This window comes from Serratia sp. Ag1, assembly GCF_000743355.1.
GTDB lineage: Bacteria > Pseudomonadota > Gammaproteobacteria > Enterobacterales > Enterobacteriaceae > Chania.
Genome location: NZ_JQEI01000022.1, coordinates 25,518 through 49,995, shown reverse-complemented (window position 1 = coordinate 49,995; position 24,478 = coordinate 25,518). Strand labels below are relative to the sequence as shown.

The 24,478-nt window shown below is 52.5% G+C and carries 22 protein-coding genes and 1 rRNA gene; 3 read left to right on the top strand and 20 right to left on the bottom strand.

Features of this window, described 5'->3' with window-relative positions; genetic code table 11:
- The 5 genes from IV04_RS26580 to pepQ form a co-directional block, all read right to left on the bottom strand.
- Positions 1-705 (bottom strand): 16S ribosomal RNA (locus tag IV04_RS26580); the annotation flags it as partial.
- 447 nt (positions 706-1,152) lie between these two features.
- Positions 1,153-1,674 carry a menaquinone-dependent protoporphyrinogen IX dehydrogenase gene (hemG, locus tag IV04_RS13315; RefSeq protein WP_037402991.1) on the bottom strand — a complete coding sequence of 174 codons (522 nt, stop codon included), beginning with the start codon at positions 1,672-1,674 and terminating at the stop codon, positions 1,153-1,155.
- Positions 1,675-1,695: 21 nt separating this feature from the next.
- On the bottom strand, positions 1,696-3,147 hold the full coding sequence (gene trkH / locus IV04_RS13310) for a Trk system potassium transporter TrkH (RefSeq protein WP_037402993.1): 1,452 nt from the start codon (positions 3,145-3,147) through the stop codon (positions 1,696-1,698).
- A gap of 36 nt (positions 3,148-3,183) precedes the next feature.
- Complete coding sequence (locus IV04_RS13305) at positions 3,184-3,795, bottom strand: IMPACT family protein (protein ID WP_037402996.1); 612 nt, start codon at positions 3,793-3,795, stop codon at positions 3,184-3,186.
- Positions 3,795-5,126, bottom strand: a complete 1,332-nt coding sequence (gene pepQ / locus IV04_RS13300) for a Xaa-Pro dipeptidase (protein ID WP_037403078.1) — start codon at positions 5,124-5,126, stop codon at positions 3,795-3,797. Before pepQ ends, IV04_RS13305 begins: the two co-directional genes overlap by 1 nt.
- A gap of 331 nt (positions 5,127-5,457) precedes the next feature.
- Between pepQ and fadB the strand changes: the two genes are divergently transcribed.
- Together fadB and fadA are read left to right on the top strand one after the other, a co-directional pair.
- Positions 5,458-7,650: a fatty acid oxidation complex subunit alpha FadB gene (fadB, locus tag IV04_RS13295; RefSeq protein ID WP_037402999.1), complete on the top strand. Its 2,193-nt coding sequence runs from the start codon at positions 5,458-5,460 to the stop codon at positions 7,648-7,650.
- Between the two features lie 10 nt (positions 7,651-7,660).
- Positions 7,661-8,824, top strand: a complete 1,164-nt coding sequence (fadA, locus tag IV04_RS13290; RefSeq protein ID WP_037403002.1) for an acetyl-CoA C-acyltransferase FadA — start codon at positions 7,661-7,663, stop codon at positions 8,822-8,824.
- 226 nt (positions 8,825-9,050) lie between these two features.
- Here fadA and fre read toward each other — a convergent pair whose 3' ends face one another.
- The 3 genes from fre to pepE are packed head-to-tail and all read right to left on the bottom strand — an operon-like array spanning position 9,051 to position 12,090.
- Positions 9,051-9,752, bottom strand: coding sequence for an NAD(P)H-flavin reductase (fre, locus tag IV04_RS13285; RefSeq protein ID WP_037403004.1), 702 nt, complete (start codon positions 9,750-9,752; stop codon positions 9,051-9,053).
- A 50-nt stretch (positions 9,753-9,802) separates the two neighbouring features.
- Entirely contained in the window at positions 9,803-11,323 is a 1,521-nt protein-coding gene (gene ubiD, locus IV04_RS13280) for a 4-hydroxy-3-polyprenylbenzoate decarboxylase (protein WP_037403005.1), read from the bottom strand.
- A gap of 41 nt (positions 11,324-11,364) precedes the next feature.
- A complete protein-coding gene (pepE, locus tag IV04_RS13275; protein ID WP_037403007.1) occupies positions 11,365-12,090 on the bottom strand; it encodes a dipeptidase PepE in 726 nt (241 codons plus the stop codon).
- 244 nt (positions 12,091-12,334) lie between these two features.
- Here pepE and rfaH point away from each other — a divergent pair, with 244 nt between their 5' ends.
- Positions 12,335-12,823 carry a transcription/translation regulatory transformer protein RfaH gene (rfaH, locus tag IV04_RS13270; protein ID WP_037403010.1) on the top strand — a complete coding sequence of 163 codons (489 nt, stop codon included), beginning with the start codon at positions 12,335-12,337 and terminating at the stop codon, positions 12,821-12,823.
- Between the two features lie 41 nt (positions 12,824-12,864).
- Here the strand turns inward: rfaH and hemB are convergent, their stop codons facing one another.
- The 12 genes from hemB to IV04_RS13210 all read right to left on the bottom strand — a co-directional run bounded on the left by hemB (position 12,865) and on the right by IV04_RS13210 (position 24,398).
- Positions 12,865-13,887 (bottom strand): porphobilinogen synthase, encoded by a 1,023-nt coding sequence (gene hemB / locus IV04_RS13265; RefSeq protein ID WP_037403013.1) that lies wholly within the window; start codon positions 13,885-13,887, stop codon positions 12,865-12,867.
- 14 nt (positions 13,888-13,901) lie between these two features.
- Positions 13,902-14,684, bottom strand: coding sequence for a 3'-5' ssDNA/RNA exonuclease TatD (gene tatD, locus IV04_RS13260; RefSeq protein WP_037403016.1), 783 nt, complete (start codon positions 14,682-14,684; stop codon positions 13,902-13,904).
- Between the two features lie 191 nt (positions 14,685-14,875).
- A complete protein-coding gene (tatC, locus tag IV04_RS13255) occupies positions 14,876-15,646 on the bottom strand; it encodes a Sec-independent protein translocase subunit TatC (protein WP_037403019.1) in 771 nt (256 codons plus the stop codon).
- 3 nt (positions 15,647-15,649) lie between these two features.
- Positions 15,650-16,186 (bottom strand): Sec-independent protein translocase protein TatB, encoded by a 537-nt coding sequence (gene tatB / locus IV04_RS13250; protein WP_037403022.1) that lies wholly within the window; start codon positions 16,184-16,186, stop codon positions 15,650-15,652.
- Positions 16,187-16,189: 3 nt separating this feature from the next.
- Positions 16,190-16,453 carry a Sec-independent protein translocase subunit TatA gene (gene tatA, locus IV04_RS13245; protein WP_037403024.1) on the bottom strand — a complete coding sequence of 88 codons (264 nt, stop codon included), beginning with the start codon at positions 16,451-16,453 and terminating at the stop codon, positions 16,190-16,192.
- Between the two features lie 102 nt (positions 16,454-16,555).
- The gene (ubiB, locus tag IV04_RS13240) at positions 16,556-18,187 is read right to left on the bottom strand and encodes a ubiquinone biosynthesis regulatory protein kinase UbiB (RefSeq protein WP_037403027.1); all 1,632 of its coding nucleotides are present in this window, start codon (positions 18,185-18,187) and stop codon (positions 16,556-16,558) included.
- Complete coding sequence (locus IV04_RS13235) at positions 18,184-18,792, bottom strand: SCP2 domain-containing protein (protein WP_037403029.1); 609 nt, start codon at positions 18,790-18,792, stop codon at positions 18,184-18,186. Before IV04_RS13235 ends, ubiB begins: the two co-directional genes overlap by 4 nt.
- A 13-nt stretch (positions 18,793-18,805) precedes the next feature.
- Positions 18,806-19,561 carry a bifunctional demethylmenaquinone methyltransferase/2-methoxy-6-polyprenyl-1,4-benzoquinol methylase UbiE gene (gene ubiE, locus IV04_RS13230; RefSeq protein ID WP_037403031.1) on the bottom strand — a complete coding sequence of 252 codons (756 nt, stop codon included), beginning with the start codon at positions 19,559-19,561 and terminating at the stop codon, positions 18,806-18,808.
- An 80-nt stretch (positions 19,562-19,641) separates the two neighbouring features.
- Positions 19,642-21,174 (bottom strand): DNA recombination protein RmuC, encoded by a 1,533-nt coding sequence (rmuC, locus tag IV04_RS13225; RefSeq protein ID WP_037403081.1) that lies wholly within the window; start codon positions 21,172-21,174, stop codon positions 19,642-19,644.
- Between the two features lie 209 nt (positions 21,175-21,383).
- Positions 21,384-22,649 carry an OprD family outer membrane porin gene (locus tag IV04_RS13220; RefSeq protein WP_235212862.1) on the bottom strand — a complete coding sequence of 422 codons (1,266 nt, stop codon included), beginning with the start codon at positions 22,647-22,649 and terminating at the stop codon, positions 21,384-21,386.
- 136 nt (positions 22,650-22,785) lie between these two features.
- Complete coding sequence (locus tag IV04_RS13215) at positions 22,786-23,574, bottom strand: histidine phosphatase family protein (protein WP_081893215.1); 789 nt, start codon at positions 23,572-23,574, stop codon at positions 22,786-22,788.
- A 293-nt stretch (positions 23,575-23,867) separates the two neighbouring features.
- Complete coding sequence (locus tag IV04_RS13210) at positions 23,868-24,398, bottom strand: DedA family protein (RefSeq protein ID WP_037403039.1); 531 nt, start codon at positions 24,396-24,398, stop codon at positions 23,868-23,870.
- Between the last annotated feature and the right edge of the window lie 80 nt (positions 24,399-24,478).

The following is a 24,478-nucleotide window of genomic DNA, read 5'->3' as shown; positions in this document are numbered from 1 at the left end:
ATAACGAGCTCAGGGTGTATGGAGATGACGCCCTCATCGCGACACACCTACTGGCTGAAAAACCAGCTGGCTGGCAGACCGTAGCCGCGCATCACCGCCCCCTGTGGCAGCAAACCTGCCGAGTGGCACAGCGTGCATTAAGCGATTATGAGGAGTTGCTGTGATGAGCGAACTGACAGAACTGATGGCGCGACTAAAGATGGAGCATCTGACAGATGCGGTACCAATCAACACATGTATTAAACGTGTTGCCTTCCTCCCTACTGAAAGTGCTTTACAACCCTAAGGCCTTCTTCACACACGCGGCATGGCTGCATCAGGCTTGCGCCCATTGTGCAATATTCCCCACTGCTGCCTCCCGTAGGAGTCTGGGCCGTGTCTCAGTCCCAGTGTGGCTGGTCATCCTCTCAGACCAGCTAGGGATCGTCGCCTAGGTGAGCCATTACCTCACCTACTAGCTAATCCCATCTGGGCACATCCGATGGTGTGAGGCCCTAAGGTCCCCCACTTTGGTCCGAAGACGTTATGCGGTATTAGCCACCGTTTCCAGTAGTTATCCCCCTCCATCGGGCAGTTTCCCAGACATTACTCACCCGTCCGCCGCTCGCCGGCAAAGTAGCAAGCTACTTTCCGCTGCCGCTCGACTTGCATGTGTTAGGCCTGCCGCCAGCGTTCAATCTGAGCCATGATCAAACTCTTCAATTAAAAGCTTGATGTGCTTAAACACGTTAAGCGATGCTCGAAAATCAACGTTCGTAATAATTCACTTAAATGAATTACTGCTTGGTCACTCTTCAAGACTTGATATTTTTTTGTGCTGCCGAAGCAGCTGGATATCGTCTTGTGAGTGCCCACACAGATTGTCTGATAAATTGTTAAAGAGCGTGGTTACCGGGTTGTTTCTCGGTAACGCGGGAGGCAGATAATACGCTTTCCCGCTGAAGAGTCAACCTTTTTTCTCTTGCGAGAACCGGTATCTTTACCGGGTTGATTCTTCCTGCCTGGGCAACGTGTTGGTCGTTGTTCCCGGTCAGTGGAGGCGCATTATAGGGAGTTCCGCGCAGGCCGCAACCCCTAAATTCAAAAAACGGTTCAAGCGCGGTTATTTTCAACAAAACGCTGTGCAAGTCAGCGTTTTTGTCATTTTTTGTACTAGATACAACGGAATTCCTGGGTAAAGCGTTCAACCTGCTGCCAATCTGTATATTCTATTTCTTTACTGGTATCAGTTTCCCCCCCCGTTATCTTCATGATTAAACGAATTATGAAGCGGTCGAACCAGCGATAACGCGGATAACGCAGCGCACCAGCAAAAACAGCGCATTGTTTTGGTTGCCAAGGCGATGACAACAAGAACTTACGCGTATAAGCATTGGTTTGTGGTGCGCGCTTTTCTGGTTTACGGGCGGTCAGGTTCACCGCAAAGAAAGCACTTGGCATTTGATTTAACTGCTCAGCATGGCGCTTAACAAACTTTTCCAGCACGGGATGGAAATGGCCGTAACGCACAGATGCTCCAATTAATACCCGCTGGTACTGGCCCAACTCAATCGCATCAGCCTGCAGCAAATCAATAACATCACAGCTCAGGGTATCCTGCAATTTGCTTGCTATATAAGAAGCAATAGCGCGTGTTTGCCCATCACGGCTCGAATAAAGAATCAGTGCCTTCATGGTATTACTCCTTTAATAGGATCACTCACGCCAGAAGGTTGGCGTAAAAAGAACCAACAGCGTAAAGACTTCCAAACGACCAAATAGCATGGTCAGCACCAATATCCATTTTGCCGGTGGCGGCATGGTAGTGAAGTTATCGGCAACCACGCCAAGACCGGGCCCTAAGTTGTTAAGTGTGGCGGTTACCGCAGCGAATGCTGAAAAATCATCCACACCGGTTGCGATAATTGCCAACATACTGACGATAAACACCAATGCATAAGCCGAGAAAAAGCCCCATACCGCTTCAAGGATCCGTTCTGGTAAGGCACGATTACCTAACTTGATGGTGTAAACCGCATTAGGATGTACTAACCGCTTCAATTCCCGCGAACCTTGCAAATACAGTAGCAGAATGCGGATCACTTTCAGCCCACCGCCCGTTGAGCCGGCACAACCCCCAATAAATGCTGAACAAAGTAGCAACATTGGCAGGAACAACGGCCATTTAGAGAAACTGTCGGTAGTAAAGCCAGCCGTTGTCGCCATTGATACTACCTGGAAGAAAGCCTGATTGACGGTTTCCATGCCGCTTTTATAGATGCCATGCCACCAGAGTATCAGAGTGCATACTGCCACTAGGGTAAATTGCACGGCGATAAACATACGGAATTCGGGATCTCGCCAGTACACCTTCAGACTACGTCCACTCAACACGGCAAAATGCAGACCGAAATTACAGCCTGAGATCAGTAGGAAAACAGCAATAATGGTGTTGATTGTAGGGCTGGCATAGTAACCAACACTGGCATCATGCGTGGAAAACCCACCGATGGCGATGGTCGCAAAGCTGTGGCCGATAGCATCAAATGCCGACATGCCAGCGCCCCATAGCGCAAGCGCACAAGCAACGGTCAATAAAACATAAATCAGCCACAGGGTTTTGGCGGTTTCAGCAATACGCGGGCGCATCTTGTTGTCTTTCAGAGGGCCTGGCATTTCCGCACGATATAACTGCATTCCCCCGACGCCAAGAATAGGCAGTATGGCTACAGCCAGAACAATGATTCCCATCCCTCCCATCCATTGCAGCATCTGACGATAGAACAAGATCGCTTTTGGCAAAGCATCCAGCCCCACCAGCGTGGTGGCACCGGTCGTGGTTAAGCCGGAGAAAGATTCAAAAAATGCGTCAGTAAGAGACAGGTTTGGCCGTTCCGCAAACAGAAAAGGTAATGCTCCGACGCTGCCCAGTACCGTCCAGAACAACACCACAATCAGGAAGCCTTCACGCGGTTTTAATTCGTTCTTTTGTTTACGATTCGGCCACCACAGCATGAGGCCAATCGTCACCGCCACAAAGAAGGTCTGACTAAATGCCCGCCCTGCTCCATCGCGATATATCAATGCCACCAGACCGGGAATAAACATCGTCCCGGAAAATAGGATGACTAACAGGCCCACGATACGGGTTATGGCGCGAAAATGCATTTCAGCACGATCCTTAGCGACTCAGTTGGGGAATTATTACGAAATAGGGGTTAATTGCAAATTACCGCGACTCAGATCGCGTAATCGACTACCGAATACTTCAACACCTGTTGCTGGCAAGGACAGATGCAACCTCACAGTTGCACCATATTCCCCATGTACAATCCGCCCTTCACTTTGCTGCAGCAAACTTTCTACCAACGCCAACTGCGCGTAGTCACAGTGCAAAGTGTATTCGGCCTGCAGAACCTTGTGGCTGACAATCAGCTGTTTCAATGCCTGCTGTACACCACTACCGTAGGCTTTTACCAATCCGCCAGTTCCCAGTTTGATCCCCCCATAGTAACGCACCACTACGGCTGTTATCTCACCCACCCCGCTCCCCATCAACTGCGCAAGGATCGGCTTACCCGCAGTTCCTGAAGGTTCACCGTCATCAGAAAAACCCAATTGTTGTGAATCATCAGGAGCCCCGGCAACAAACGCCCAGCAATGATGCCGGGCGGCAGGATGCTCCTCACGCACCTGCTGGATAAAGGCTTTAGCTGCTTCCACCCCACAGGTCGGTGCCAACAACGTGATGAAACGGCTTTTCTTTACTTCTTCACTGACGCTAATCGCAGCACTGGGGATCGGATAAGACTGCATCAGGCCAAATTCAAATCGCGCGTCATGTTCTCAATACGCTTGTCATGAATCACGATATTGTCCTCAATACGAATACCGCCGAATGGCTTCAGCGCGTCGATCCTATCCCAGGCAAAATGTTTACTGAACTCACCACTACGCCATGGAGCCAGTAGTGACTCAATAAAATACAAACCAGGCTCGATGGTGAGTACCATGCCCGGTTGCAACACCCGCGTGCAACGCAGGAAAGGATATTTTGCCGGAGCCGCCAGATGGGTACCGCTTTCATCCTGCATAAAACCAGCCGTATCATGAACCTGCAATCCAAGAGGATGCCCCAAGCCATGCGGCAGGAATGGACAGGTAATCCCCTGCTCAACCATTGCCTCTTCGCTGATGCCACTCACCAGTTTGTGGTTTTTGAGCAGCTTGGCGATACGCTGATGCATCTGTACGTGGTAATCGGTATAGCGCACCCCAGCTTTGATGGTGTCAATCAACGCCAGTTGTTCATCGTTAAGATCTTTCACCAAATGTGCGAAAGCATTGCCACTCTGCGCCGCATAAGTACGCGTCAGATCGGCCGCATAACCATTGTACTCGGCCCCAGCGTCGAGCAGGAAACTCCGCGCCTCAGCAGGTGGTTGGTGGTCCAGCTTGGTATAATGCAGTACCGCCGCGTGCTCATTCAAAGCCACAATATTATCGTAAGGGACATCAGTATCGCGGTGGCCGGTTGCTGTAAGATAGGCAAGATTGATATCAAACTCGCTCATCCCGGACATAAAAGCTTCGTGCGCAGCACGATGGCCCATTACGGCGGTTTTCTGCGCCTCACGCATGCAAGCGAGTTCATAACCGGTTTTGATCGAGCGATGGAAGTCGAGATAATTCAGCACCGCTTTCGGGTTGATATTTTCAGAAGCAATCCCGAGTTCACGTGCTCGCTGTTGGGCATAACCGATATAGCCGACACGTTCACGCTGTGAGGGCAATTTGCTGGCAATATCGCCCGCATTAGCCAGCGGTTGCAACTCTATGGACTTGGTCCAAAAACTGTTGGGCAGCGGCTCAACGCTATGCCAATAATCAACCGGGGAATAGAACCAGAGCTTTGGTTTGTTAACACCATCCACCCATAGCCAACAGTTTGGTACGGAAGTTACGGGCACCCAAGCTTTAAAGTTCGCATTCACTTTAAACGGATAATGATGATCATCCAGAAATACCCGTTGCAGTTCCCCAGAGTGGATCAGTAGCGCGTCCAAGTTATTGCGTTCTAACACTTCACGCGCCCGTTTTTGCAGCGTTGCCAAGTGGTCGTTATACAAAGAAGCCAGCGTTTCCATCACAGTACCTTTATACCCTTCAAACGGAATGCGCCATCTTAACACACTGTATCCGCGCTCCAACCCCATCACCTCTTGCATGCGGGTTGCTTCGCAAACCTTATCCGAATGCATTGCATCCCGATTCAGTATTTTGGCAGCAAGTTCTAAACTTCTGCATTTTTCGCTACCAGAAGAAAAAATAACCTATATTTATATCAATGAATTATTCGTATCCCATGTGATCGGCCTTGCAAATACGCAATGTTTTATTTGCATATTTTTAACATAAAAACCACACTCCTCATCATCTGGTCATACCAGATCATCTGCGCTGACTCAGGAGATAGACATGCTCTACCAAGGCGAAACATTACAAGTACACTGGCTCGAAAACGGTATTGCCGAGCTGGTGTTCAACGCACCCGGTTCGATCAATAAGCTCGATACCAGCACCGTTGCCAGTCTCGGTGCTGCTCTTGACGTGCTGGAAAAGCAAACCGAGCTGAAAGGGTTGCTACTGCGCTCTTCCAAAGCCGCATTTATTGTCGGTGCTGATATCACTGAATTCCTTTCGTTGTTTGCCGCACCGGCTGAAAAACTGCATGAATGGCTGATATTTGCCAACAGTATTTTCAACCGCCTGGAAGATTTACCGGTACCAACCATTGCCGCCATCAACGGCTATGCACTTGGTGGTGGTTGTGAATGTATCCTGGCTACTGACTTCCGCATTGCCTCCCCTGACGCCCGCATCGGCCTGCCGGAAACCAAGCTTGGGATTATGCCGGGTTTTGGCGGTTCGGTGCGTTTGCCACGTCTGCTGGGTAATGACAGCGCGTTGGAAATTATTGCTGCCGGCAAAGATATTGGTGCCAAAGAGGCGCTGAAAGTCGGTCTGGTTGATGCGGTAGTGGCAACAGAACAACTGGTTGAAGGTGCTTTGAAGGTGTTGATACAGGCGATAAACGGCCAGCTCGACTGGCGTGCTTACCGTCAGCCAAAACTGGATCCACTGAAGCTCAGCCCAACCGAAGCAATAATGAGCTTCACCACCGCCAAAGGTATGGTGCTACAAACTGCAGGTAAGCACTATCCAGCACCAATGGTTGCAGTAAAAACCATTGAAGCCGCCGCCAAACTGGGCCGCGATGAGGCCTTGAAACTGGAAACCGCCAGTTTTGTACCACTGGCGCGCTCAAATGAAGCACGCGCTTTGGTGGGTATTTTTCTCAACGACCAGTTTGTGAAAGGCCAAGCGAAAAAGCTGGCAAAAAATGTCGAAGCGCCAAATCAGGCTGCGGTATTAGGCGCGGGGATCATGGGCGGTGGGATTGCCTACCAATCCGCGTTGAAAGGCGTACCGGTCATTATGAAAGATATTAATGACAAATCCCTGACGCTCGGTATGAATGAGGCCGCTAAGCTGCTGAATAAGCAGCTGGAGCGCGGTAAATTGGATGGTTTGAAGATGGCCCAGGTACTGTCAACCATTCAACCCCGGCTAGATTATGCCGGTATTGAACGGGCCCAGTTGATTGTTGAAGCGGTGGTAGAAAACCCGAAAGTGAAAGCGGCAGTGCTATCCGAAGTAGAAGCGCTGATCGGTGAAAACGTGGTGTTGGCTTCTAACACTTCAACCATTCCGATTACTCAGTTGGCCAAGTCGCTGCAGCGCCCACAAAACTTCTGCGGCATGCATTTCTTCAACCCGGTTCATCGTATGCCACTGGTCGAAATTATTCGCGGTGAGCAAACTAGCGATAGCACCATTGCTGCCGTGGTGGCTTATGCCACCCGTATGGGTAAAACGCCGATCGTAGTCAACGATTGCCCGGGATTTTTTGTTAACCGCGTTTTGTTCCCTTACTTTGCCGGTTTCAGCCTGCTGCTACGTGACGGAGCAGACTTCCGCCAGATCGATAAAGTGATGGAAAAACAGTTCGGCTGGCCGATGGGCCCGGCTTATCTGCTGGATGTAGTCGGTATTGATACTGCACACCACGCCCAAGCCGTGATGGCGGCTGGCTTCCCTGAGCGGATGAGTAAAGATTATCGTGATGCGGTTGACGTTATGTTCGACAACCAGCGTTTCGGCCAGAAAAACCAGTTGGGCTTCTACCGTTACAGCCAAGACAGCAAAGGTAAGCCGCGTAAGGACAACGATGAGCAGAGCGATACATTACTGGCAGAAGTGAGCCAGCCGGCACAAACCATCAGCGGTGATGAGATCATCGCACGTATGATGATCCCAATGATCAACGAAGTGGTGCGTTGCCTGGAAGAGGGCATTGTGGCCAGCCCGGCGGAAGCCGATATGGCGCTGGTGTATGGCCTTGGTTTCCCACCATTCCACGGTGGCGCATTCCGCTATCTGGATACGCTCGGCACCACTCAGTATGTTGAAATGGCGCAGCGTTATGCCCATTTAGGGGCGCTGTATCAAGTGCCAGCAGGCCTGCGCGCTAAAGCAGAGCGTAATGAAAGCTACTATCCGGTGGTGGCAGCGGCGCTGTCTGATATCTCCACTGGCCAACCGGCATGAGGTCATAAAGATGGAAAATGTAGTGATTGTTGATGCCGTACGCACGCCGATGGGCCGCTCAAAAGGCGGTGCCTTCCGTCAGGTACGCGCTGAAGATCTTTCCGCTCACCTGATGCGTGCTGTTCTAAGCCGTAATCCAGCGTTAAATGCTGCCGAAATTGACGATATCTATTGGGGCTGTGTGCAACAAACGTTGGAGCAGGGTTTTAACATCGCCCGCAACGCTGCGCTGCTGGCAGAAATCCCTCATGGCGTACCCGCTGTGACGGTGAATCGCTTGTGCGGCTCATCCATGCAGGCCCTGCACGATGCCGCCCGTGCCATTATGGTCGGCGACGCGCATGTCAGCCTGATTGGCGGCGTTGAGCATATGGGCCATGTGCCGATGAGCCACGGCGTGGACTTCCATCCCGGTTTGAGCCGTACGGTGGCCAAAGCTGCCGGAATGATGGGCCTGACCGCAGAAATGCTGGCCAAAATACACGGTATCAGCCGTGAAATGCAGGATGAATTCGCCGCACGTTCACACCAGCGCGCACATGCCGCCACACAGGCCGGGTATTTCAAGAATGAGATTATCCCGACCAGCGGCCACGATGCCGATGGTGTACTGACGCGTTACGATTACGATGAAGTGATCCGCCCAGAAACCACCGTCGCCAGCCTGGCCGCATTGCGCCCGGCATTCGATCCGGTGAACGGCACCGTCACGGCAGGCAGTTCTTCGGCCTTGTCCGACGGTGCTTCCGCAATGCTGATTATGAGCGAATCGCGTGCCAAAGCTTTGGGTTTGAAAGCCCGCGCCCGCATCCGTGCCATGGCCGTTGTCGGGTGCGATCCTTCTATCATGGGTTACGGCCCGGTGCCTGCCAGTAAGCTGGCGCTGAAACGCGCTGGTTTAAACGTGCAGGATATCGGTCTGTTTGAATTGAATGAAGCTTTTGCTGCCCAGTCTCTGCCTTGTATCAAAGACCTTGGGTTGCTGGAAAGTATGGACGATAAAGTTAACCTCAATGGTGGTGCGATCGCACTCGGCCACCCACTGGGTTGTTCCGGTTCGCGCATCTCTACCACTTTACTGAATAACATGGAACGCCGCGACGTGCAGTTCGGTTTGGCAACCATGTGCATTGGTTTGGGTCAGGGGATCGCAACGGTGTTTGAACGCGTTTAGCTGTGTCTGCTTGGGTGCCCACTGGGGCATCCCTAAGAGTTTAGTTGTCGTACTTCCCGCCTGTCAGGGGCGGGTTTTTTTATGCCCAAAATCCGCACTGGCCCTAATAAAAATGGGGCGCGCTTGGCCACCCCGTTTTCACTGCAGCGTGTTCCATACCCTAAATAATTCGAGTTGCTTGCAGGCGACAAAACACAGCCAACACCCAGACAACCGGAAGGATATATCAGATAAACGAGAACGCATCACCATACATATGTGCTTCTAAAGCACCGCGCTCAGCACAAAAACGCTCGCGGGCAATTTTCGCCATCTCGAAACGGCCAGCAATATAGATGTCATGCTCAGCAAGTGAACCGAAATCCTGCAAGACCGCGCTTAATACGGTTCCACTGCGGCCACGCCAATCACTTTCGGGCTGTTCCACCACCGGGATCACCTTCAGATTAGGATACTGCATCGAAAGGTTCTTCAGTTCGTTGAGATCATAAAGGTGCTTCAGCTCACGCCCACCCCAATAAATGGAGATATCACGATCCGGTTGCTGTTCCAGGGCGGCAAGCAGTATCGAACGGGCGTAAGAGTAACCGGTTCCACCCGCAATCAGCACCAGCGGGCGGCTGCCCTCCTCGCGCAGCCAAGCGTCACCGTGCGGAATATCCACGGTGATCGCTTGCTCTTTGAGCACTCGCTCCATCACAGCCATCGCATACAGATTCAGCTCCGAAGCGCCGATATGCAATTCGATATACTCTTGTTGTGCCGGTGTCGAAGCGAGAGAGAACGGACGCTTGTCGCGCTCTTCCATCACCACCATCAAGTATTGCCCTGCCTTGAACGAAAACGAACCCTCAGGCACTAAACGTACCCGATAAACGGTATCGGTAATGGCCTCTACGGAGGTCACTTTACAGCTCAATATTGTCATGCGTTCCCTCTGTCGGGTCATCAATGCAAAGCTGAGTACAAAGCCTGACGCTATAACGTCGGTTCTCTGTCACTGAATATGGCGAGCTCGTCCCAGATTTCATCGACGCGCGCACGCACCTTCTCATCCATCTTGATCGGACGGCCCCACTCACGCTGGGTTTCTCCTGGCCATTTATTCGTGGCATCCAGGCCCATTTTCGAGCCAAGACCAGAAACGGGCGAAGCGAAGTCCAGATAATCAATCGGCGTATTTTCCACCAATACGGTATCCCTTGCCGGATCCATGCGGGTGGTAATAGCCCAAATCACGTCATTCCAATCACGCGCATTCACATCGTCATCGCATACGATAACAAACTTGGTGTACATGAATTGGCGCAGGAAAGACCAGACCCCCATCATTACGCGTTTGGCATGCCCTGCGTACTGTTTTTTGATGGTAACCACCGCCAGGCGGTAAGAACACCCTTCAGGCGGCAGATAGAAATCCACAATTTCCGGAAACTGTTTTTGCAGGATCGGCACAAAGACTTCATTGAGTGCCACGCCTAAAATCGCTGGCTCATCCGGTGGCCGACCAGTATAGGTCGAGTGATAAATCGCGTTCCGCCGCTGGGTGATATGGGTAACGGTAAAGACCGGGAAGTGGTCAATCTCATTGTAGTAACCGGTATGGTCGCCATACGGGCCTTCCGGTGCCATTTCACCCGGTTCAATATAGCCTTCCAACACAATTTCTGCGCTGGCAGGGACTTCAAGATCGTTAGAGAGGCATTTGACGACTTCGGTCTTATTGCCGCGTAGCAGCCCGGCAAATGCATATTCAGAAAGGTTATCCGGCACTGGCGTGACGGCACCAAGAATCGTGGCCGGATCGGCCCCCAAAGCGACAGCGACCGGGAAGCGTTCACCGGGATGAGTCTGACACCATTCAAGATAATCCAGCGCACCGCCGCGATGCGACAGCCAACGCATAATCAGCTTATTCTTGCCTAATACCTGCTGGCGATAGATGCCCAGATTCTGGCGTTCTTTGTGCGGGCCACGCGTCACAGTCAGCCCCCAAGTCACCAACGGGGCAGCATCCTCTGGCCAGCAGTGCATAATCGGGATACGGCTCAGATCGACATCGTCACCTTGCCAGACCTGTTCCTGACAAGGCGCAGCGCCCAACACCTTGGTTGGCATATTAAGCACTTGCTTGAATTTGGGGATTTTATCGAACAGATCGCGGAAGCCTTTCGGTGGTTCAGGCTCTTTAAGGAACGCCAGCAGCTTGCCAACGTCACGCAACGCGCTGATGTCTTCCTGGCCCATTCCCATCGCCACGCGTTTAGTGGTACCGAACAGATTGCATAGCACAGGCATATCGTAGCCTTTTGGGTTTTCGAACAGCAGTGCTGGGCCGCCCGCACGCAAAGTACGATCGGCAATTTCTGTCATTTCCAGATAAGGATCAATCGGCTGGCTGATGCGTTTTAATTCCCCTCTCTTTTCCAGCAACGAGAGGAAATCACGTAAGTCACGGTATTTCATGATGATCATTATAACGGCCAGTGAGGAGGGCATTATAAGCCCTCTTCACGGTTGTTGCTGCAATTTTGTTAAACTCAACGGCAGGTAAAGGGCACCAGCGCGCGCAATGCCTGCGTGTCGTGATACTCCTGCGTCTCCAGCCCATGGCGAAACACCTTGAAGCCCTGTTGCTTGGCACTAAAGTAATGCAGCTCATTACCGCTGACGTACAACAGGCTGCCTTCACGCAGCGCCACCACCGACTCGCTCGGGTTGACCGCGCAAAACTCTGCCAGGCGCTCATCACGGGTTTCCCCCATGTGGCCGCTGATATGCGCATCAATATAATGCGGATTAATCTGCAACGGGAACAGGCCCAGAGCGGGCAGCACCACGCTGTTGCGCACGGGCATATCATTAGTGGTACGGATGCTCGGGGTCGCCACGTTGCAACCCGCGCTCCACCCCACGTAAGGCACGCTGCGTTCACGCACCGCACGCTGAATAGGCACTATCAGGCTCTTTTCGTGCAGCATCTGGTTCAGCATCCAGGTATTACCGCCACTGATCAGAATACATTCAGCTTGGGCGATCGCTTCTGCCGGAGACTCGGCATGGTGAATACTGGTGACCTTGATACCCAATGCCTGGGCCAACTCTTGTGCCCGTTGATCATAATCGCTGCGGATCAGCGCATAGGGAATCAAAACAGCAGAAGCGATCTTGCAGCGTTCAATCATCGCCAACAGTTGGTTCTTGGCATAGCCGAGCAGTTCAGCCTCGCCAGAAAGTTTGCCGTTACTCAGCAGAAATAGCTCCATGTCTCTCCCTCGATCCAGAAATGATAATAACGTCACATTGAGCGTCTGGCACGCTGACCATACTGTGACAGTAACAAATTTAAGACTTACTGTTATACCTGAGCTGGATAGATAAGTGTGTGATATTCCGCTGACTGCCAAAGATTCATACAGATAGAGAATCTCACCGTCAGAAACCCGCGTTACTAGGTATCCGTTACGGCTTTTGCTATGCTTATCGGCTGACAGAAAGGCATGTGAAATTATGGAATCTTGGTATCTACTTTATTGCAAGCGTGGTCAACTTTTGCGGGCGCAAGAACACTTGGTAAGGCAAGAAGTGAACTGTCTAAGCCCGACCATCACGCTGGAAAAGATCGTACGCGGTAAGCGTATTGCGGTCGATGAACCGTTATTTCCCAACTATCTGTTTGTTGAGTTCGATCCGGAGCGGATTCACACTACCACGATCAGCGCAACGCGGGGGGTCAGTCACTTTGTACGCTTTGGCGCTTTGCCAGCAGTCATTCCGCTGCAGGTTATCGAAGAACTTCAGGCCCACAATCATGAGTATTATGTCGACCCGCAAACGCCACAGCCCGGCGATGCGGTTTTAATTACCAACGGCGTATTTGAAGGTTTAAAGGCGATTTACACTGAACCAGACGGTGAAAACCGCTCCATGCTCTTGCTGAATCTAATCAACAAGCAGGTCAGCCAAAGCATTGATAACCGCCAATTCCAGAAGCTGTAATGCAAACAGGCACCCAAAGGTGCCTGTTTGTTGTGGGCCGATTAACGCCGCATTGCATCATCATGCAGCCACTGCGCAACGCGCTTGGCGAAATACGTCAGCACCCCATCCGCTCCGGCACGTTTAAAGCACAACAAAGACTCCATCACCGCTGGTTGCTCCTGCAGCCAGCCGTTCTGAATCGCTGCCATATGCATCGCATACTCCCCAGAAACCTGATAGGCGAAGGTCGGTACACCGAAACTATCTTTCACGCGGCGCACCACGTCCAAGTACGGCATCCCCGGCTTCACCATCACCATATCCGCCCCTTCCTGCAGATCCTGGGCGATTTCCTGTAACGCTTCGTCGCTGTTGGCCGGATCCATCTGATAGGTCTTCTTGTTGCCGCCTTTCAGGTTACCACTCGACCCCAGCGCATCGCGGAACGGGCCGTAATAGCAGGAAGCATACTTGGCGGAGTAGGCCATGATCTGGGTGTTGACCAGCCCTTGCAGCTCCAGCCGCTCGCGGATCGCACCAATGCGGCCATCCATCATATCGCTGGGGGCCACAATCTCGGCACCGGCTTCCGCATGCGACAACGCCTGACGTACCAGGATATCCTTGCTGATATCGTTGATCACATAACCTTGTTCGTCGATCACCCCATCTTGCCCGTGGGTAGTGTACGGATCGAGCGCCACATCGGTCAGGATCCCCAACTCAGGCACGGCATCTTTTAACGCACGCACGGTACGCTGCACCAAGCCATCCGGGTTATAAGCCTCTTCCGCATACAGTGATTTCAGCGCAGGCTCAATCACCGGGAACAAAGAGATCACTGGCACGCCCAGTTTAGCGATGGTTTCTGCCTCTTTGATCAGCAGATCGATGGTCATGCGCGACACGCCGGGCATCGATGCCACAGCTTCCTGACGGTTGCTGCCTTCCATAACAAATACCGGATAAATCAGATCATTCACCGTCACTTGATTTTCGGCCATCAAGCGGCGGCTGAAATCATGACGGCGCAGGCGGCGCATACGGCGGCCTGGGAAAGTGCCTGGGAATGCATAGCTCATGGTTTTCTCCTTGCTCATACCAGCCGGAACAACCGGCGGGCGTTTTCATCGGTTTTCCTGCCCAGCCATTCAGGGTCTTCCTGTCGCCAGGCAGCAACCTGCCGGACAAGGTGAGGCAGAAAACAGGGTTCATTGCGGCGAGATGCTGGTTTTGGCTGCAAATCCCGGGGCAACAGATAGGGGGCGTCGGTTTCCAACAGCAGGCGGTCGGCAGGGATTTTCGGCAACAGCGCCCGCAATTCCAGGCCACGGCGTTCATCGCACACCCAGCCGGTGATACCGATCGACAAGCCAAGCGCCAAGCAGCCCACCAACTCGTCCTCCGTACCGGTAAAACAGTGTACGACTGCGGCGGGCAGTTTATCCAACCAGGGCATCAGCAGCGCGGCAAAACGTGCGTGTGCTTCACGGCAATGCAGGAATACCGGCATATTGAGCTCTGCCGCCAGCGCCAGTTGAGCACTGAATGCGGCCTCCTGCTCTGCCGGAGTAGAAAAGTTACGGTTAAAATCGAGCCCACATTCACCGATCGCCACCACCTCAGGCCGCAAAGCAAGCTGGCGGATTTGCTGCGCCACTTCGGCATTCCAACTGCTGGCATGATGCGGATGTACACCGGCAGTAGACCAACAATAGTCACACTGTTGCTGAGCCAATGTACTGGCCGCCAGACTTTCCTGCATGCTGGTACCGGTAATCAGCATGCCAGTAACACCCGCGGTTCTGGCCCGTTCAACCACCTGCACAGTATCTTTGGCAAATTGTGAACTGGTAAGGTTAACGCCGATATCAAACATGGTTTTTCCAAAGCAAAAACCGCCCATCAGGGCGGTTCAGACGGCTGACAAAGTCAGATATTAGGGAGAGCGTGCCGAAGGGGTCGTAGCGGCGTAAGCCGCCGGAGCGCCCCTCGGTGCGCTAGGCCCGGGTATCTCGGGTTAAAAGACCACTTCGCCATCAATCTCAGCTGCTCATCCAATAACAGAGGTTAAACCGCAGGCGGCTCTTCTTCACCTTCGTCTTCTTCTGCAGGTTTACGCCGTTTACCCACATAGAAACGGGCACAAAATACCCCTACCTCAAATAGCAGGTACATTGGTATCGCCAGCAGAGTTTGCGAGAACACGTCCGGCGGCGTTAACAACATACCCACTACAAAGGCCCCAACCAGCACATATGGGCGTTTCTTGCGTAGATCATCCGGCGTTGTCACACCGCTCCAGCACAGCAGAACGATGGCCACTGGCACCTCAAACGCCACGCCAAACGCCATAAACAGCGCCATGACAAAGTTGAGATAATTGCTGATATCAGTAGCAATCAATACCCCGGCAGGTGCCGTTTTGGCAAAGAAACCAAAGGCCAGCGGGAACACAATAAAGTAGGCGAATGCCATTCCAAGATAAAACAGCAGGCTGCTGGACACCAGCAAAGGCATCATCAGCTTGCGCTCATGTTTATACAGCGCAGGGGCGATAAAAGCCCAAACCTGATAAAGAATGATCGGCGCGGCAACAATCACCGAAACCATCATCGTCAATTTAATCGGGGTAAAGAACGGTGAAGCCACATCAGTGGCAATCATGCTCGCCCCGGCAGGCAACTGTTTGATCAGCGGTGCCGAGACCAACTGATAAATGTCGTTGGCAAAAAACACCAACACAAGAAAGATCACCAGCACGCTGATAATCGAATTCAACAGCCGCTTACGCAGTTCGATCAAATGACTGATAAGCGGTTGGGTATCTTCAACGGCCATGTTTTAACGTTCGCCACTAGGTTGTTGAGACGCAGGCACTTTATCCGCTACCGGCTCTTGAATGATTTGGGTAATAGGGGAGTGCGTCACAGGTGTAACAGTTTCCACTGCTGGCACAGGTTCTGCCGGATTCGGTACAGTAGCCGGTGCCGAGGTTGGCGTAACCGCTGGGATGGCAGCATCGTGCATTGCTTCGGGCTCGGTTACCGCCGGATTATGGATGGTCTGCGACGGTTCGCTCAGATCGCCATGATAAGAACGTTTCAGTGACTCTGCCGCCTCTTTCAACTCATCCATGGATGCTTTGAGTTCCGGCGTCAGATTCTGCAAACCGGCATTTTCCACCTTCTTCAGGCTTTCCTGCAATTCCTGCAGTTTCAGTTCCTGCGAAAGTTCATTTTGCACCGACGCCGCCAGCGAGCGCAGTGCCCGGATCCAGCCCGCAACTGTCTTGACCGCCACCGGCAAGCGTTCCGGCCCGAGTACAACCAGGCCGATTACCATCACCAGCAGCAGTTCACCAAACCCAATGTCAAACACGGTTTATACCTGCTCTTTGTTCTTCGACTCTTCGGTTTTCACTTCTGGCTGCTTATCGGTGATAGGCTTGGCCGTAAAGTCAGCGTCTTCAAGATTGCTTTTTTCAGCCGTGTTGGCAGGAGGCGTATTATCGTCACCGATCGCCTTTTTAAAGCCTTTGATTGACGCACCGAGATCGGAGCCCAGCGTGCGGAGCTTTTTGGTACCAAACAACAGCACAACGATCACTGCGATGATCAACAATTGCGTAATACTAATACCGCCCATTCCAACCGCCTCTAGATTAAAGGATTATTCCATGTTGCCGCATTATACCCTTTTCATTTTCCAATGGGATATGTGACAACGTATAAACAGATTTTGACTCATTCAGGCCGTGCGCTTCCACCCCACGCCCCAGGCTACCACACCGGCAACCATCAACCATACTGGTAGTGCGCCTTCGCCCCCCAGCAGCAAGATCGTACCACTGACCAGCAGTGTAGCGCCAACGCCAAACAAATACCGTGACTGGCCTTGGCGAATACGCTGCGCCTGCATCTGGCCCGTCAGTTTATCGACGCTCTGTTGCAGCCGCTTGTGTTGCTGCAGGCTATCGTAAAATAATTCTGGTAATTCAGGCAGCTTCTCGGCCCAGAACGGCGCTTTTTCTTTCAGCGCCCGGATTACCGCAGGGATCCCCACCTGATCACGCAACCAGCTCTCCAGGAATGGCTTCGCCGTAACCCAGAGATCCAACTGCGGATAAAGCTGGCGCCCCAAACCTTCCACATACAGCAAGGTTTTCTGCAATAACACCAGTTGCGGCTGCACTTCCATATTGAAACGACGCGCCGTATTGAACAGGTTAAGCAGCACGTGACCAAATGAAATTTCCGCCAACGGCTTTTCGAAAATCGGCTCACAAACGGTACGGATGGCAAACTCAAAGTCTTCTACATTCGTGTCAACCGGCACCCAACCGGAATCGACGTGCAGCTCCGCCACCTTGCGGTAATCGCGATTGAAGAAAGCGATAAAGTTTTCCGCCAGATAGCGCTTATCGTCCTTGTTCAACGAGCCAACAATACCGCAGTCAATACCGATATAGCACGGATCCTGCGGGTGTTCGTAGCTGACAAAAATATTGCCGGGGTGCATGTCAGCATGGAAGAAACTGTCGCGGAACACCTGAGTAAAGAACACCTGTACACCGCGCTCTGCCAGCAGCTTCATGTTGGTGCCCTGCTTTTCCAAAGCGTCGAGATCTGACACCGGTATGCCGTAAATCCGCTCCATCACCAACACGCTTTCGCGGCAGTAATCAGAGTAGATTTCAGGCACGTAAAGCATCGGGCTGCCGTCGAAATTGCGGCGTAGCTGAATAGCGTTGGCGGCTTCGCGCAGCAGATTCAGTTCATCCAGCAGCGTTTTCTCGTATTCGCGCACCACTTCACGCGGGCGCAAGCGGCGGCCATCCGGCATCAGCTTTGGCACCCAACCTGCCAAGCGGTACATCAACCGCACATCAGCCTTGATAATTGGCCCGATGTCTGGGCGAATCACTTTCAACACCACTTCCTGCCCGTTGCTTTTCAGCCGTGCAGTATGTACTTGCGCGATAGAAGCGGAAGCCAACGCTTGCTCATCAAAATCATCAAACCAGGTTTCCAGCGGGCCACCCATCGCCAGTTCGATATACTGGCGAGCCAGCGCGCCATCAAACGGCGCGACGCGATCCTGTAATAGCATCAACTGATCGGCAATATGCGGTGGGAATAAATCACGACGCGTCGACATCATCTGGCCGAACTTGATCCACACCGGGCCCAACTCCTGCAACGCCAAGCGCAAGCGTTCGCCCAGCGGCATATCTTTATGCCGATTCGGCATCCAGAACAGCAAGCGGCGGCCAAAGCGCAGTGGCCATGTCAGGCGCATTCTGGGGATCAGCTCATCCAGGCCGTAGCTGAGAAAAACGCGGATGATCAGATACAAGCGGCATAGTTCGCCAGGGGTCATCGTTTACCCTCCAACTTGTCCATTCGGGCAATCAGTGCTTCCGCACTACGGGCAGCGGCATCAACCTCTTCGTTAAACCACACCACTTCCAGCGGCCCAGGAGCCACGCGCCACTCTTCCGTCAAGGTTTCTGCCACATACTGCTGCTGGCGCTGTAAACCTGACTTAAACAGACTGGCACCTTTGCCGACGATTTGGCTGAGCCCTTGCGCGGCAATGTCACCCATATAGGGCGCCAACCACTCCGCCGGATCCCATTCCGCCAGATCGAGCAGTGCGACCAACTGTTGCACTACCTGAATATCACCTTCAACGATCAGTTCACCGCTGCGCATCAGCGGCGAAAGCTGTTGGCGATCGCGCAATTTCAGCAGCACCGCTACGCGGGTTTGCACGGTGCAATCCGCACTATCTTCAGACTGGCCGAGCACATCAACCCGCTGTTCGCTGAATACCAGCACCAGCGGCGCATTGAGCTCCTGTAATTCAATACGCAACACTTTCCCCGCCAGCCGCTGACGCGCGGCCTTCATACTGCGATCGCGAAACAGCAGGCTATTGAGCGAAGTTTCCACTACGCCAGTCAGTAACGGAGTTAACAGCATCGGCATTTCCATATCAGAACTTGAAGCCCCGGTGCAGGGCGACGATGCCACCGGTCAGGTTGAAATAAGTGACGTTTTCGAAACCGGCATCATCCATCATGCCCTTCAGCGTCTCCTGATCGGGGTGCATGCGGATCGATTCCGCCAGATAACGGTAACTGTCAGGATCTTTCACCACCAGCTCACCAATTTTTGGCAGTACGTGGAAAGAGTAGGCATCGTAAGCTTTGCTCAGCGGTTCCAGCAGCGGTTTGGAGAACTCCAGTACCAACAGGCGGCCGCCCGGCTTCAGCACACGGAACATCGAGCGCAGCGCTTTGTCTTTATCGGTGACGTTGCGCAGGCCGAACGAGATGGTGATGCAATCGAAATAGTTATCTGGGAATGGCAAGGCTTCAGCGTTGGCTTGCACATAATTGATGTTGCCGACGATGCCGAGATCGCGCAGCTTCTCGCGCCCCATTTTCAGCATGGAGTCGTTAATATCCGCCAGGATCACCTGCCCCTGCTCACCCACCATGCGGGAAAACTTGGCCGCCAGATCGCCGGTTCCACCCGCCAGATCCAGCACTCGCTGCCCACGGCGCACGCCGCTGCAATCAATGGTAAATCGCTTCCAGATACGGTGAATGCCAAACGACATCAGATCGTTCATCACGTCATATTTTGCGGCTACCGAGTGAAAAACGTTGGCCACCATGGCCTGTTTTTCCTCTCTTGCCACGGTGCGAAAACCGAAATCAGTGGTTTCCTGCGTTTGATCTGCCATTGTCCTGCCTGCTATTCAGTCAATTTTGTGTTGGGGAGTGTACCAGAAAACCGGCGAAATACCCCACCTTGCAGCGGCTTTCAGCCCTGCGATACGGAGCGTGGTTGTTCGGGGTTATCTTCATCGGAGGCTGCGGGCAACGCATCGTTATCGCCATCGGCAACAGCATGTTGGGCACTGGCCTGTTGCGCCAGCAACGGCTGGATTGGCCGTTTAACCTCCACTCCCAAGGCGCGGAAACCTTCGATCCGGCTGATAAGGTTACCACGGCCTTCGCTTAGCTTGCTCAAAGCCTGACGATAGCTGCCCTGCGCTTTCTCCAGACTTTGCCCCAATGCTGACATATCGTCCACGAACAGACGCATTTTGTCATACAGCCCGGCGGCGCGATCGGCAATCCGCTGGGCGTTCTGGCTTTGATGTTCGTAGCGCCACAGATTGGTGATGGTACGCAGCGCAACCAACAGGGTGGTGGGGCTGACCAACATAATGTTGTGTTTCAAGGCTTCGCTAATCAGTTCCGGTTCACGATCGATCGCCAACAGGAAGGCCGGTTCCACCGGGATAAACATCAGCACGTAATCCAGCGAGCGCAGGCCGGGCAGTTGTTGATAATCTTTGCGGCCCAGCAGGCGAATATGGCCACGTAGCGACGCAATGTGCTCACTCAATGCCGCCTCACGCTCCTGCTCGTCTTCCCCGTTAAAGTAACGTTCGTAAGCCACCAGCGACATTTTGGCGTCAATCACCACATCTTTACCCTGTGGCAAACGCACAATTACGTCCGGCTGCATACGGCTTTGATGATCCAGCCGCACGTTAACCTGCGTTTCATATTCGTGCCCTTCACGCAGGCCAGAGGCTTCCAATACCCGGCTCAGCACCACCTCTCCCCAATTTCCTTGGGTTTTGTTGTCGCCTTTCAGCGCTTTGGTGAGGTTGAGGGCTTCATGCGCCATTTGCGCATTCAATTGCTGGAGATTACGGATTTCGTGCGTCAACGTGTGGCGCTCACGGGCCTCCTGACCAAAACTGTCTTGGACTTGGCGGCGGAAGCCGTCCAATTGCTCACGCAACGGCAGCAACAGACGATCCAGGCTTTGCCGGTTTTGCTCGTCCACCTTGCGCCCGCTGTGTTCAAAAATACGATTCGCCAGGTTTTCGAATTGCGTCGTCAGCCGTTGTTCGCTGTTAATCAACAATCGTTGTTTCTCTTCGGCGGCCATGCGGGTCTCTTCCAGGCGAATCGTGACTTCACGGAGTTCTGCTTCCTGGGCGCTGTTCACTTCACGTTGGGCGCGCAGTTCCTGATTCAACTGCTCACATTCATTGCGCCAGTGGTTGAGCTGCTGCATACGCTCTTGCCCTGCGGCCACTTGGCTATGCAGCTGGCGCAGTTCCAGATCGCTATGCCGCAATTGCTGTTCGTAGCGTTGCTGCACTTCTTGGCGGGTGGCAATCTCCTGCTGCGCCTGCTGCAGAGATTGTTCCAACAAACGAAGATCGGTCTCATGCTGAGCGCTGTGCTGTTGCAGCCGCAAACTGGCAATCAGCCAGCCCAGCAGCATACCGATCGCCACACCGCCAATACCGTAAACCAAACTGGACTCCACCCTGCCTCCTGCGGCCTGTAACATGACATTGCCTGTCACGTTAAAGGGTGCCTGTATGGATGTCCAGCGGGTTTTATACCCGTTATACTTCAAGTTGCTTGGGTGTTGGCTGCCTTCATTCAGTTGCCGCCTACAAGCAACCCGAATTATTTTGGGTACATTCAGAAGGGCGCAGTGCCTAATCGAGCACTGCGCGGATTAAAGCGGAGTTAAAACAGTTTGAAACGATATTCAGCGATAAACTCAGCCGCCAGTGACTGCGACGTGAGGTAATCACCCTGGGATAATATGGGTGTTTTATTCACGTTTTTATAGGACCAACCGGGGCCGAACATAGCAAACACCGTCAAATTCTTCAGCTTCGGATGAGAAGGAACCCAACGGCCAAAAACATTGACCTCACCGGTACGCACCGTAGCACTCTGGTAGCCGAACTGGCTGTAGATGCCGGTCAAACCTGCGGTGAATTCAGGCGTAATATAATACTCGGCAACATACGCCAGCATGGTTTCACCATCTCGCATATAGTCTTCACCCGCATAGGCCATCGAAGTAAAGGTACCGCGCGAGTTTCTCGCCATGTGGCGCGGGTAAAACCCAAGCTCACCATCGGCCTTTGGTGCCCGCGTGTGGGCAATGCCGAGCTTAAGGCTCCAGAGCTTCTCCTGCCATTTGGCATCAAACGCATAGTGGTTGGCATTGCGATCGAAATTACGCCTGCTTAACGCCATTTCTTTGTAATCATCTAACGCCTGAGTAGCGTAAATCTGGCTGCCCAAACTGAGGTTTTCATTGGGCTTCAACGCTACACGCAGGATCTGGCGGCGCAGGTAATTTTGCGATTCGCCATAGGCCAACTGGCCGTTGAACAGGTTATTTTCATAACCCAGTTCCCCGGTAGCCAGATGATTGATCTCACGGCCATCGTTGGTTTGCAGGCGCAGGCTGTCTGGCGAGTTGCGCTCCATCGAGCGATCAACATAAGCCCCACGCAGTGACACCCCCTCTCTCGCGACGCCCCCGGACCACCCCAGATAAGTGGTGGGTGAAAGGCGGGTTGAATTGGAGATCACGCCATAGTTACGCAGCGTTTGCCAGCCGAACTGAGCGTTCAATGCCGTATCAACCACTTCCCCTTTCAATTTGACATAGCGCTGGCCGAATTTGCTGAAACCGGTCGCGTTATCTTTGCTGTTGCCGGGGCCATTGTTGTACAGCACCCCGCGCGAGTTGAAATAGTCACTGGCCCCCAATTTAACCGCACCGTAGTAATCGATGTTCACGCCGACCGTATCGGCCAGATAACCGGACTGATACCCCAACGCTACCCCTTGCCCCCAGGCATTGTGCACCGTGGTGGGGTTGGCGGCGTCTTCTTTGAGGTATTTCCAGTAGTTTTTCAGCGATAACTCGGCTTTGCTATCGGTAAAAAAGGGCGAAGAGAAGAGATCGTCACCAGTAGCTTTTGCAGTCATTGAAAATAAAGTAAGCGTAATCAAACACCATGAGGCAGAATTTCTCATCATTATTCCCTGGAGTTGGCATAGGAAAGCCTTACCAGGGGAATTCAATATATTCACCCTGGCATTTATTTTTTATATACGTTGGAAGTTAGTGGCTTTTATTTAACGCTTCTTTTCCTTTAGCGACATAACTCATATCCCCCAAATCGGTGACCGTATATTTGCCATTTTTATAAGTAATTTTCACCACTGCTGCATTAGCCAATGGTTTATTCTTGTTCGGATTATCGGTCATATCCGAAACCATCATCAGCATTGATAGGCCGGAAGACACTGCCAACACATTTTTGTCCTCTGCTTTCAACGCGTCCTGCACGATGGTATGTAATGCGCGCTGCATGCGGGTTTTTACCTGCAGGGCATTTTCTGCTTCCTTTTTCTCATCGCTTTGGCTGATGGCATTGACCATTGAGGTAAGATCAAGCTTGCCTTCACCGGCCTGCTGGAACATCATCGCCCCAGAGGCCATCCCCATTTTCTTGGCGGCAGCGTCTGCCATCTCTGGATTCGGCAAGCCTTCAAACCCGCCAAAGAACATTTCGCGCATGTCAGGCAGTTCGGTGACTTTGACGTCTGACTTGCCCATTTCTTTCAGGATCACCTGCATGGTTTCACGTTGGCGGCCAGCATCGCTGGTGTAATAACGGTCGAATGATATGTCTTTTAAGCCCGCACCAAGATAACGTGCGGTTTCAAGCCCCGGCGCCGTCAACGGTGAGTCTGCCCACCCCTGAACGCGATCGTAAGTATTAAGGATGGTTTTTCCGTGGCGGGCAAAGTAAATCGTCACGCTATCATCCTGAGCCGCAAACGCACTGGGAATGGTGACCAAAGAGAGAGAAAGCAGAGAAGCAAATAACCCTATTTTTATTTTCATCTGAAACTCCGTAACGCGTATAGGTTAGTTTAATTAATGCTTAGCAGAATCTATTAATAATCAGGGCAAAAAAAAACCCAAACCCCCGACATTGATGTCAAAAAGGTTTGGGTTTTGCCTGTTTATTAACAGTAACAATCCACTTGGTGGTAAATTAACACTATCGAAAAATAAAGAAAATAAAACAGTCAAATTAACGGCAAATTCGTGATCGTATTCTCACTCTGTCTGCCGTCGTTAATAAATCACGTAAATCGAGCCCGCAATATATACCCGTCATACTGCAAGGTGGCTCACCCCATCCATTGGCTGAGCCATTTGATGCCATACACGCCTGGAGCAAGAATACCGAAGGCCCAAATCATCGCCGAGGTAATATTGGCAATCTGGAAAGAGGTTTGCGGCATCGCACAAATCCCTCCGACCAGCGGCACCACAGCGCGCAACGGGCCAAAGAAGCGGCCAAAAAAGATGCCCAGCACGCCCCAGCGTTCAAAAAATGCATGGCCACGCACCAGCAGTTGTGGATTACGTGACAGTGGCCACATATGGGCAACGCGATCCTGATAGTGATAACCCACCCAGTAAGAAAGCCAGTCACCAAAGAATGCACCTGCAGCGGCGGCGGCCCAAATCGGCCAGAAGGCAATACCGCTTTCACCGATCAAAGCCCCCAGCGCCAGCAGAATAACCGTGGCAGGTAATAACAGGGAGATGAAAGCCAGCGATTCACCGAAGGCCAGAAAAAAGATAATCGGAATGGCCCAGCCTTCGTGCTGCCGCACTACATCGCTGACCCAATAAACAATATCATTAAGGCTCAATAGCAGGCTCCTTTAGAGAAAAAATCCAGCCCCAAGGATACGCAATACCAGCCCGTTTTGGTTAAACCCTGGCTAAACAT

Coding starts and splice junctions, on each gene's coding strand:
- IV04_RS13235 (WP_037403029.1), bottom strand. CDS start 18,792: ATGCTGTTAACTCCGTTACTGACTGGCGTAGTGGAAACTTCGCTCAAT.
- IV04_RS13220 (WP_235212862.1), bottom strand. CDS start 22,649: ATGACTGCAAAAGCTACTGGTGACGATCTCTTCTCTTCGCCCTTTTTT.
- pepQ (WP_037403078.1), bottom strand. CDS start 5,126: ATGGAAACGCTGGCTTCTTTGTATAACGACCACTTGGCAACGCTGCAA.
- hemG (WP_037402991.1), bottom strand. CDS start 1,674: ATGAAGGCACTGATTCTTTATTCGAGCCGTGATGGGCAAACACGCGCT.
- fadB (WP_037402999.1), top strand. CDS start 5,458: ATGCTCTACCAAGGCGAAACATTACAAGTACACTGGCTCGAAAACGGT.
- tatC (WP_037403019.1), bottom strand. CDS start 15,646: ATGGCCGTTGAAGATACCCAACCGCTTATCAGTCATTTGATCGAACTG.
- fre (WP_037403004.1), bottom strand. CDS start 9,752: ATGACAATATTGAGCTGTAAAGTGACCTCCGTAGAGGCCATTACCGAT.
- hemB (WP_037403013.1), bottom strand. CDS start 13,887: ATGAGCTATGCATTCCCAGGCACTTTCCCAGGCCGCCGTATGCGCCGC.
- tatD (WP_037403016.1), bottom strand. CDS start 14,684: ATGTTTGATATCGGCGTTAACCTTACCAGTTCACAATTTGCCAAAGAT.
- pepE (WP_037403007.1), bottom strand. CDS start 12,090: ATGGAGCTATTTCTGCTGAGTAACGGCAAACTTTCTGGCGAGGCTGAA.
- fadA (WP_037403002.1), top strand. CDS start 7,661: ATGGAAAATGTAGTGATTGTTGATGCCGTACGCACGCCGATGGGCCGC.
- ubiE (WP_037403031.1), bottom strand. CDS start 19,561: ATGGCAGATCAAACGCAGGAAACCACTGATTTCGGTTTTCGCACCGTG.
- rfaH (WP_037403010.1), top strand. CDS start 12,335: ATGGAATCTTGGTATCTACTTTATTGCAAGCGTGGTCAACTTTTGCGG.
- ubiB (WP_037403027.1), bottom strand. CDS start 18,187: ATGACCCCTGGCGAACTATGCCGCTTGTATCTGATCATCCGCGTTTTT.
- tatA (WP_037403024.1), bottom strand. CDS start 16,453: ATGGGCGGTATTAGTATTACGCAATTGTTGATCATCGCAGTGATCGTT.
- ubiD (WP_037403005.1), bottom strand. CDS start 11,323: ATGCCCTCCTCACTGGCCGTTATAATGATCATCATGAAATACCGTGAC.
- trkH (WP_037402993.1), bottom strand. CDS start 3,147: ATGCATTTTCGCGCCATAACCCGTATCGTGGGCCTGTTAGTCATCCTA.
- IV04_RS13215 (WP_081893215.1), bottom strand. CDS start 23,574: ATGAAAATAAAAATAGGGTTATTTGCTTCTCTGCTTTCTCTCTCTTTG.
- IV04_RS13305 (WP_037402996.1), bottom strand. CDS start 3,795: ATGCAGTCTTATCCGATCCCCAGTGCTGCGATTAGCGTCAGTGAAGAA.